The sequence below is a fragment of the Nocardia cyriacigeorgica genome, from assembly GCF_010858045.1.
GTDB classification, from domain to species: Bacteria; Actinomycetota; Actinomycetes; order Mycobacteriales; family Mycobacteriaceae; genus Nocardia; species Nocardia cyriacigeorgica_E.
This window is the reverse complement of sequence record NZ_JAAGVC010000008.1, coordinates 94,546-104,409: the sequence shown is the minus strand read 5'-3', so window position 1 is coordinate 104,409 and position 9,864 is coordinate 94,546. Positions and strand designations below refer to the sequence as shown.

9 protein-coding genes are annotated in these 9,864 nt (G+C 69.0%); 5 read left to right on the top strand and 4 right to left on the bottom strand.

Going from position 1 to position 9,864, the window contains the following annotated elements:
- Positions 1-17: 17 nt before the first annotated feature.
- The gene (locus GV790_RS10695) at positions 18-728 is read right to left on the bottom strand and encodes a class I SAM-dependent methyltransferase (protein WP_163813160.1); all 711 of its coding nucleotides are present in this window, start codon (positions 726-728) and stop codon (positions 18-20) included.
- A gap of 202 nt (positions 729-930) precedes the next feature.
- Between GV790_RS10695 and GV790_RS10690 the strand changes: the two genes are divergently transcribed.
- Together GV790_RS10690 and GV790_RS10685 are read left to right on the top strand one after the other, a co-directional pair.
- Positions 931-2,352 (top strand): MFS transporter, encoded by a 1,422-nt coding sequence (locus GV790_RS10690; RefSeq protein WP_163813158.1) that lies wholly within the window; start codon positions 931-933, stop codon positions 2,350-2,352.
- 523 nt (positions 2,353-2,875) lie between these two features.
- Positions 2,876-4,156 (top strand): cation:proton antiporter domain-containing protein, encoded by a 1,281-nt coding sequence (locus GV790_RS10685; protein ID WP_163813156.1) that lies wholly within the window; start codon positions 2,876-2,878, stop codon positions 4,154-4,156.
- A gap of 38 nt (positions 4,157-4,194) precedes the next feature.
- Here GV790_RS10685 and GV790_RS10680 read toward each other — a convergent pair whose 3' ends face one another.
- The 3 genes from GV790_RS10680 to GV790_RS10670 are packed head-to-tail and all read right to left on the bottom strand — an operon-like array spanning position 4,195 to position 7,162.
- Entirely contained in the window at positions 4,195-4,938 is a 744-nt protein-coding gene (locus GV790_RS10680) for an SDR family NAD(P)-dependent oxidoreductase (RefSeq protein WP_163813154.1), read from the bottom strand.
- A complete protein-coding gene (locus GV790_RS10675; protein ID WP_163813152.1) occupies positions 4,935-5,957 on the bottom strand; it encodes a phosphotransferase family protein in 1,023 nt (340 codons plus the stop codon). The genes GV790_RS10680 and GV790_RS10675 overlap by 4 nt, the downstream gene beginning before the upstream one ends.
- Positions 5,954-7,162 (bottom strand): acyl-CoA dehydrogenase family protein, encoded by a 1,209-nt coding sequence (locus GV790_RS10670; protein WP_163813150.1) that lies wholly within the window; start codon positions 7,160-7,162, stop codon positions 5,954-5,956. Before GV790_RS10670 ends, GV790_RS10675 begins: the two co-directional genes overlap by 4 nt.
- 130 nt (positions 7,163-7,292) lie before the next feature.
- Between GV790_RS10670 and GV790_RS10665 the strand changes: the two genes are divergently transcribed.
- The 3 genes from GV790_RS10665 to GV790_RS10655 all read left to right on the top strand — a co-directional run bounded on the left by GV790_RS10665 (position 7,293) and on the right by GV790_RS10655 (position 9,854).
- Complete coding sequence (locus GV790_RS10665) at positions 7,293-8,195, top strand: TetR family transcriptional regulator (protein ID WP_163813271.1); 903 nt, start codon at positions 7,293-7,295, stop codon at positions 8,193-8,195.
- Positions 8,196-8,335: 140 nt separating this feature from the next.
- The gene (locus GV790_RS10660; RefSeq protein ID WP_175585853.1) at positions 8,336-8,860 is read left to right on the top strand and encodes a hypothetical protein; all 525 of its coding nucleotides are present in this window, start codon (positions 8,336-8,338) and stop codon (positions 8,858-8,860) included.
- 175 nt (positions 8,861-9,035) lie between these two features.
- Positions 9,036-9,854, top strand: coding sequence for a maleylpyruvate isomerase N-terminal domain-containing protein (locus tag GV790_RS10655; protein WP_163813148.1), 819 nt, complete (start codon positions 9,036-9,038; stop codon positions 9,852-9,854).
- Positions 9,855-9,864 lie beyond the last annotated feature (10 nt).

Below are 9,864 nucleotides of genomic sequence, written 5' to 3'. Positions count from 1 at the left end.
CGGGTGCCCGCTCCGGGTCAGCGTCGAACGCGCAGCACTCCCGCCTGCTCGGTGAGCTGCTCGCCGGCCAGTCCGGTTTCCTCGGCCAGATCCTCGATACCGAAGGTGTGCCACTCGCTGACATTGCGGACCGTCCGCGCCGGCGCCGCGTCTCCGGTGACGTGCCATGTCGAGGTCATCCGGATGAGATCGCCGCCGATCGGCTCGGCTTCGATGGTGCCCGCATAGGTCAGATCCCCGATCTGTTCGCGGCCCAACGGCATCGACGGCAGGACGGTGGGCCGCGCGACCGGCAGCAGTTCGACCAGTACCGGCGCGCCCGGAGCCAGGCGGGGCAGCACCCGATCCCACAGCGCTCGGCGGTCCTCGGCGCCGATGTGGCCGAGCACCCCGAACAGGATCAGCGCCGCGATCGACTCGGGCAGCCGCACCGATTCCGCGGGTTCCGGGACGATGGTGACCCGGCGGCGCAGGTCCTCGTCGGCGAGCACGTCGTGGGTCAGCACCGCGCGCATCGCCGGAGAGGGTTCGCTCGCCAGGATTTTCGCGGTCGGCAGCACCTCGGCCACCACCCGGCAGGTTCGTCCCGTCCCCGCTCCGATGTCGACCACCGTGCCCGCGTCCGGATCGACCTCCGCGAGGATCTTGCGCAGCGCCGCTTCGCCTTCCGCGTGCGCGCGGGGAACGAGGTCGTAGAACTCGGCCACGGGGGAGTAGTAGTCGTCCATGCGCATCTCCTGTTTCGTTGTCGCGCAATCTCACTAATGAAAAAGATTATCATTAGCATCTAGATACCCGGTGCCGCTCCATGACCACGACGACGTCCGATTCGTGGCTGCCACGGAGCACGCCCACGCAAGCCAGGGCGAGGCTATGCTGACCTAGAAAAAATACGCGTTCGTAAAATCGAATCACGTGGTGGAGAGTCGGATGTCGCAAGTCAACAAACCGGCCGCCGTCTTGGCGACCGTGGTGATCGTGCAGTTCATGGTGTCGCTGGATCTGTCGGTGGTGAACGTCGCGTTGCCTGCCATCCAGGCCGAGTTCGACATCCCGGCCACCATGCTGCAGTGGGTGGTCAACGCCTACGCGGTGGTCTTCGGCGGTTTCCTGCTGCTCGGCGGGCGGCTCGGCGACGTGATCGGCCGCCGCCGCACGATGATCGCCGGGCTCGTGTTGTTCGGTGTGGCCAGCCTCGCCGGTGGTCTGGCCACCCATGAATCGGTGCTCATCGGTGCGCGTGCGGTGCAAGGTCTGGGCGCAGCCGCGCTCTCGCCGCTGTCGCTGGCGCTGATCACCGTGACGTTCGAGGAGGGACCCGCTCGAACCAAGGCCGTGGGCCTGTGGGCGGCGGCGACCATGCTCGGCGGCGCCCTCGGCGTCGTCGCCAGCGGTCTGCTCACCGATTTCGCCGACTGGCGGTGGGTCCTGTTGATCAACGTCCCGATCGTGCTCGCCGCGCTGGGCACCGCCGTGCGGGGCATCGGCGGCGCGGTGGAGCAGCAGCGGCCCCGGCTCGACGTCCTCGGCGCCGTACTGGTCACCGCGGCCATGCTGCTGCTGATCTTCGGCGTTGTTCGCACCGACGAACACGGCTGGGCATCGGCGGTCACGCTCGGCACGCTCGGCGCCGGGGCGCTGCTGCTGGCCGCGTTCGTCGTGGTGGAACTGCGGGTTCGCGAACCGCTCATGCGTCTCGGTCTGCTCGCGCACGGCAGTGTGGCGGGCGCGAACATCTTCGGCTTCATGATCACCGCGGGTCAGCTGACCGCGTTCTACTTCGTCTCGCTGCACATGCAGTCGGTGCTGCGGTATTCGCCGGCCGTCGCGGGTGTCTGCTTCGTTCCGTTCGCGCTCGGCGCCGTGATCGGCATGCGCCTCGTCGCGCCGATCGTGGGCCGGTTCGGCTACCGAGCGGCCCTGGTGACGGGCGGCCTGCTCGGCGCGGTCGGCATCGCCTGGTTCGGTGCGGGTGGACCGGGCGGTAGCTTCCTCACCGACATCCTCGGCCCGTCGATCGTGGCCAGCGTCGGCATCGGTATCAGCTTCGTGGTCATGGGAACCATCGCGATGCGCGGTGTGTCCGCCGAGGAGGCCGGCATGGCCTCCGGCCTGCTGAACAGCTCCCGCCAACTCGGCGGCGCGCTCGGCCTGGCGGTGCTCACCACGGTGGCCGCCACCGTCGCGGGTGACGACCGCTCGCCCGCCGGGCTCAGCGACGGCTACTCCGTCGCGTTCCTGCTCGGTGGCCTGCTGATCGCCATCGGAACGGTGATCGCGGGCCTGCTCGTCCCACGGACGGCCGCCGAGCCGAAGGAAAATGCCGTCGCAGTGCAGGAGGTCCGGTCATGACTGGCGACACGGAGTATTCGTCGTCCGCGCAGTAACTGCACCGGCTCTCCGCGCCGGCCTGGCCCGTGTCGGCCGAGCGGCTCACCCCGCTGTCGGTGCGGCGGGCAGCGGCGCGGACGAGGGCGCCGTGGTGAAGTTCGGTGCGGGCACGGGGCTCGGCGCGGAGGTGCTGCTGTGACACTTCGCTGCCGCCCCGATCGTGGTGGCCGAGCCTTCGGCGCACCTGCGCGGTGCCGCCGGCCCGGCTGCCCGGCGGCGATCGGGTAGGGGTATGCCCGGGCGGGCTGGAAGACGTTGCGCAGCCGGATGTTCGAACCTCGCCGCTGTCGGGTTTCCCACCGGTGACTCACATCGCGCTGATGAATATGGTTATCATTACCGATAATGGTCGGAGGGTTTCCGGCCCGCACCGCGACGGCGTAGCCGAGGTCATTGCCTGATCATCCGTCGCTCGATCGTCCCGGAGCCGGCGCGAGGCAGCCGCATTGCGATCATGCCGGTCCACCGGGGGAAGGAACGAAGGATGACCGCGCAGACGGTGGGGCACCTGGTGCTCGGCCTCGCCATCATCGTCGTGCTCGCGCGGCTCTTCGGTCGCTTGGCGCGATGGATCGGGCAGCCACCGGTGGTCGGTGAGATCGTGGCGGGAATCCTGCTGGGACCCACCCTGCTCGGCGGTGCGCTGACCGACGCCGTGTTCCCCGCCGACATCCGCCCGTCCCTGCAGGCGCTGGCGACCGTCGGCGTGGTGTTGTTCATGTTTCTCGTCGGGATCGAGCTGGACGGCTCGCTACTGCGCGGGCGCGGGCGCACTGCCTCCGGCGTCGCCGTCGCTTCGATCGTGCTGCCGTTCGGGCTCGGGGTGGTGCTGGCGCTGCACCTGCTGAACCGGCATCACACCGACAACCGCCTCGCGTTCGTGCTTTTCCTCGGCGCGGCGATGTCGGTCACCGCGTTCCCGGTGCTGGCACGCATCCTCACCGACCGTGGGATGCTGCACACCGGGGTCGGTGCGCTGGCCGTGGCCGTCGCGGCAGTCGACGACGTCGTGGCCTGGTCGCTGCTGGCCGTGGTGGCGATCGTGGCGGGCGGCGACACGGCGCCGTGGCGGATCGCGCTCGTCGTGCCGTTCGTCGCAGTGTTGTTCGGTGTGCTGCGGCCGCTGCTGGCGCGGTGGGGCGCGTGGGCGGACGGGCGTGAGCGCGCCGAGCGGCCGATGCGCACCATCCTGGCGAGGGCGGGTGCCACGGCGGTGCTGGCCCTCGGCCTCGCGCTGTGCGCTTCGGCGACCGAGTGGATGGGCCTGCATCTGATATTCGGCGCCTTCCTGTTCGGTGTCGTGATGCCGCGCGAGGCCGGACGCCGGCTCCGCTCGTGCGCGCTGCCGCTGATCCAGCGGGTGTCCGCCCTGCTGTTGCCGGTGTTCTTCGCCATCGCCGGCCTCGCCGTCGACCTCTCGACACCGACCGGCGTCGCCCTCACCGATCTGCTGCTCATCCTGTTGGTCGCCATCGGGGGCAAGGGAATCGGTGCCTATCTCGGTGCCCGGGCGCGCCGGGTGCCGCCGCGCGATGCGAGCACACTCGCGATCCTCCTCAACACCAGAGGGCTGACCGAGCTGATCGCCCTGACTCTCGGCTTGAAGCTCGGCGTCATCGGCTCCGAGCTGTACTCGCTGATGGTGGTGATGGCACTGGTGACGACGGCGATGGCGGGCGTACTGCTGCCGCGGGTCCACCCGGCACGACAGCTGCCGGAACCTGCCCGCGGCCACCCCGACCTGAAGGAAGCCGCCGGGCGGTGAGCGTCATCGTGTTGGCGCGGTGCACGATGCCGGGGCGATCAGGCGCGGTAGCCGTCGGTGCCGGCCCGGGACATGACGATCGTCGGGACCACGGCACGGGCGGACAACCGCAGCAGGGAGTCGACCATCTCGACCACGTCATCGACCGCGAGCATGTGCTCGGGTGGAATGCGGTCGTGGATCCAGGCGCTCATCTCGGTGTCGACGTAGCCGGGGGCGATCGCCGTGGCGGTGACGCCATTGCCCGATTCTTCGGTGTTGAGGGTGGTGAGCAGCGAAATGAGGGCTGCTTTGGCGGCGCCGTAGACCGACAGGCCCGCCTCGGCGTACACCCCGGTGATCGAGGCGAGGGCGATCACCTTCGCGCCACGGGCCGGGTGGGCGGCGGCGCTCGCGCGCAGCAGCGGCAGGGCGCCTTGGACGAGTTGCAGTGGGGCGCGGACGTTCACGGCGAAGGTCTTGTCGTAGCGACGCATCGAGGACTCGGCCAGCGAGCCACCGGTGCCGACTCCGGCGTTGAGGATCAGCGCCGACATGGTGGCGAACCGGTCCGTGTGCGCATCGAGCACGCGAGCGATCCCGTCCTCGTCGGACATGTCCGCGGCGACGGTGACGACCTCGGGTGCGCCCGCGGCGCGCAGCTGCGCGGCCACCGAGTCGAGGCGTTCGGCGTCGCGGGCGGTGATGGTGAGGGAAAAGCCTTGCTGGGCCAGCCGGTTCGCGATGCCGAGGCCGATTCCGCGGGACGCACCGCTGATCAGCGCGGTGGTGGAACTGCTCACGTTCGTGCTCCCTTCAGTGCGCGCAGGCCGGCGGCCATGAATTCCGGCGTCGCGTCGGCCGCGCGTTCGGCGGCCGCGCCGGAATCGGAGCCGAGGCGGGCGCGGTGGGTGATGCCCTCGCCGATGATGCCGAGTTTGAAGTTGGCCAGGGCGAGGTAGAAACCCCAGTCGTCGAGGTCGTGGCCGGAGGCTGTGGCATAGGCCTGGGCGAGCGCGTCGGGCGTGGGTAGCCGGTCGCTGGTCCAAGCCGCCGCGGAGCCGAGGACCAGGTCGAAGACCGGTGATCGGTAGACACACATCAGCGCGACATCGGTGAGGGGGTCACCGATCGTGGACAGCTCCCAATCGACCACCGCGCGCACCCGTGCCGGGTCGTCGTTGTCGAGGATGGTGTTGTCGATACGGAAGTCGCCGTGCACGATCGCGGCCGTCGACCGGGTCGGCACCGCGTCCGTGAGGGCGGCGTGCAAGGTCGCCACGTCGGGCAGTTCGCGGGTCTTCACCCGATCCCATTGCGACGCCCACAGTTTCACCTGGCGGGTGAGGAAGCCGTCCGGGCGGCCGAACTCGGCGAGGCCGACGGCGGCGGGTTCGACGGCATGCAGGTCGGCGAGCACCCGGACCAGTGCGTCCGCGCTCGCGTCGACCTGCTGATCGGTGAACGCGGCGAGATCGTCGTGATCGCGGACCACCGTTCCGTCGACGAATTCGACAACGGTCATCGGCGCGCCGAGCGTCGCACCGGCGGCGTCGAATGCGATCGTCGCGGCCACTGGCACCGCCGTGCCCTGCAACGCACTGGTGACGGTGTACTCGCGCGCCATGTCATGCGCCGAGGGGGTGAGCCCGGCGACGGGCGGGCGGCGCACCACCCAGCGCGACACGTCATCGGCGGCGGTGAACGTCAGATTCGATCGGCCACCACTGATCAGCTCGACGCGGAGTTCGCCCCGCACCTCCACTCCCTGCTCGCGGAGAAAGCGGGCCAGCGCGGCGACATCCATACCGGGCAGCGTCATGCCGACTCCCGCCCGGCCCGCCTGGCGGCGCGCACCGCGCGCTTGGCGATGGCCCACCGGTGCACTTCGGAGGGCCCGTCGTAGATCCGAAACGGGCGCACCTCGCGCGCGAGGCGCGCCAACGGCAGGTCGGCGGCCACGCCGAGACCGCCGCACATCTGCATGCTGCGATCGACGATGCGGAAGATCGCCTCGGCGGCAAAGGTTTTCGCGATCGAGGTGGCGTCGCCGGAAGGTTCGCCACGGTCGAGTTCCCAGCAGGCGCGGGTCAGCAGGGCGCGGGTGGCCGCGATGTCGATCTCGTTGTCGGCGATCATCTGCTGGACCATGCCGAGATCGCCGAGGCGAGAGCCGAAGCCTTGGCGATCGGCGACGTGGGCCACGGCCACATCATGGCCGCGGCGTGCGGCACCGAGCCAACGCATCACGTGTGTCATGCGGGCGGGGCCGAGCCGGACCTGGGCGTAGTCGAAGCCCCGGTCCACCTCGCCGAGCACCGCCGAATCCGGGACGAGGAGATCGTCGAAGAACACCTCGCAGTGACCGCCGATCATCGATTTGTCGAGCGTGTCGAGATGACGGCCGACGCGCAGACCAGCGGTGTCGGCGGGGGCGAGGAACATCGTCGCGCCGCCGCGGTCGCCGGGCTCACCGGAGGTGCGGGCCATGATGATGAAGAAGTCGGCGCCGTCGGCACCGGTGATGAACCACTTGTGCCCAGTGATCCGCCAGCCGCCCGCGGCACGGACCGCTCGGGTGGTCAGCGCGGACGGGTCCGATCCCGCGCCTGGTGCCGGTTCGGTCATCGCGAACGCCGAACGCACCTCACCACGGGCGAGCGGGGCGAGAAAGCGCTGCTTCTGGTCGGGATCGGCGATGTGGGCGAGCATATGCACGTTGCCCTCGTCCGGCGCGGCGATATTGAGCGCCGTCGGGCCGAACAATGAGTAGCCGGCCTCTTCGAACACCGGGGCGCGGTCGCACATGCCGAGTCCGTGGCCGCCGTATTCGACCGGCGCGTGCGGGGCGAAAATACCCGCATCCCGGGCGGCCCGCTGCAATTCGAGACGCAACCGCTCACCACCACCCGCGGCGATGTCACCGTCGTGCGCGTCCTCGACCGGCAGCACGCGCTCACGGATGAACGCGCGGGTGCGGTCGGCCAGATCACGCACCTCGGGCGGAGGGGACAGATCGATCGCCACGGCTCAACTCCTCGACATCACGGGCCGAACGTTCGTTCGGCGGTTGGACTGCCACGAGGGTGGCACAGTCGGATATTTCCTGTCAAAGACAGATTTTCGTCGGCCGTTGCTGTTCAGATATCCTGAACACATGCCGGATTTGGGTGTCAATCAGCAAGAGATCGGGGCGCGGGTACGTCAGGCGCGGACCGCGGCGGGCTTGTCGCTGCGCGACACCGCACGGCGCATCGGTGTAAGCCCGGCGACACTGAGCGCGATCGAGAACGGCAAGACCGGCGCATCGGTCGCCCGCCTGATGGCTCTTGCCACCGAGCTCGGTACGACGGCTTCCTGGCTGATCGTCGGCGGGCCGACGAGCCGAACCAGCGAGTCCTGCCGATACCGGTCCGATGCGGTTGCCGGCATCGACGTCGAGGCCGACCAGGACGTCGGCGACAGCATGTTCAGCTCGTGGCGCGAGTTCCCCCCGCTGGCCATCGATCCTGTGCTCGCCGCCGCGATCGACTCGTTCGTCGACACCGGCTACCACGGGGCCACCATGCGCTCGATCGCGGACCGCGCGGGCATGAGCGTGCCCGGCGTCTACCACCACTACCGGGACAAGCAGGATCTACTCGTCCGCGCCCTCGACCTGACCATGGATGAACTGCATCGACGGGTCCGCGCAGCCCGTCGTGACGCCACCACCGGTCTCGAACGGCTGACGCGCGTCGTCGAATCCCTGGCGCTGTTCCATACCCACCGCCGCGAACTCGCCTTCATCGGCGCCAGCGAGATGCGCAGCCTGAACCCTGTCGATCGGCAGCGGATCACCGCCTCCCGCAACGAGCTTCAATACCTTCTCGACGCCGATATCGGTGCCGCACTCGCCGAGGCGAACCTGCCCGCGGAGCATGCTCGGGTGGCGGGCAGAGCGATCGCGACGATGTGTACCGCGTTGCCGCAGTGGTTCCGGCTCGACGGCCCGGCCTCCCCGGAACAGATCGCCGCCGAGTACGCGGACTTCGCGCTTCGCATGCTGCGCCTCCGGTAGGCGATGGCGCGGAACGTGCTACGGGTTCGTGCCGACAGAGCGCACTTCGCCTCGGCCCTGGCGCACTCCCTTCGGGCCGCATTCGACAATCTGGCCGCCGAGGCCGCCAAGCCGTGTGCCCTCGGATGCGATCGGGCATCATGGCCGGCATGCACGACTGGCCCGCACCCGACTCGGGCGAGATCCCGAGCCCGGAGTTGGTCGCCGCGTGGGTAGCGCTCGATACTCTCCCATCCGAACGAATCCCACTCTGGGCAGCGCATTGGCTGACGCAGGGCTACGACGGTGAAACGCTGCGGGTGTTGGCCGGGTTGAGTGGCGCGGATCCTCACGAGGTCCGCGACATTCTGCCCGCGGCCCTGACCGACTGCGGCGCAGCCATCCCGGACTCGAACGCAGCCGCGGCCCACGTGGCGTTTACCACACTCGCCCGCATGCACGCCGACAACCGAGCAACCGAGAGATGGGTACTCGCCAAGGTGTGCGAGATCGTCGCCCGGTCCGACTATGCCGACAGCGTCATCGCACTTCCGCTCGGCCGAATAGTCCATCTCGAAGACGAGTGGGTAGGGGGCTGGGGCCGAACGGAACAGCAACTCGAGCGTGCGATACAGAACGCATGCAGAACTCAACTCGCCATGAGTCACACAGCACACGACCACTGATCCGGCCGCGCCCTCGAGCGGCTCGTGGGCGGTTCGGAGAAGCCTACGCCCGCTCCCCGCTGCTCCGCCTCGACCACAACAACTGCCGTGCCTGGACGACATCGCCGCCGGCGACAGGCAGCGGCCAGATCAAAATTCGCTGGCGGGACGACGGCATGATCGGTTCACTGAATCAGTGATCCCACTCGATACCCGGCCGCTGTTTCCGCTGGAACGGCGGATGTTGCTGGAGCTGCTGCGGTCGCTGGACGCGGCCGACTGGGCGAAGCCGACCATCTGCCCCGGCTGGACGGTTCATGACGTGACGGCGCACATCCTCAACGACTATCTGCGGCGGATCTCCGGCGGTCGCGATGGTTACGCGGGCGCCATCTTCGAGGACGACGAAACCTTGCCTGCCTATCTGGCACGGGTCAACGATGAGTTCGTTCGCGCGATGCGTCAATGTAGCCCGCAGCTGATGATCGACTTGCTGGACCATCTGGGCCCGCAGCTGGATCGTCTGTGGGCGGCAACCGATCTCGAGGGACCCGCCGCCCTCGACGTCTCCTGGGCAGGTTCAGGTGACAGCCCGGCCTGGCTCGACATCGCACGTGAATACACCGAATTCTGGGTCCATCAGCAGCAGATCCGGGACGCGGTATCCCGTCCGGGCGCGGACGAGGTATCGATGATGCATCCGGTGCTCGTCACGTTCCTGCACGCACTGCCGACCGCCCTGCGGGAACGCACTCGCCGGTCCGGAACCGCAGTACGATTCGAGATCACCGGTCCGGCAGGGGGCTGCTGGACGGCCGTGTCCGACGGCGCGAACTGGGAACTCACGGTTACGCCGACCACAGCGCCCGCCGCGTCCGTGCGAATGAATCAGGACACGGTCTGGCGGCTGGCCACCCGCGGGATCACAGTCGACGATGCACGTCGACGTGCCGATCTCGACGGCGACCCCGAACTGACCGACGCGGCAACGACATTGCTGGCCGTCGTCGCCTGAATCGAAGTCT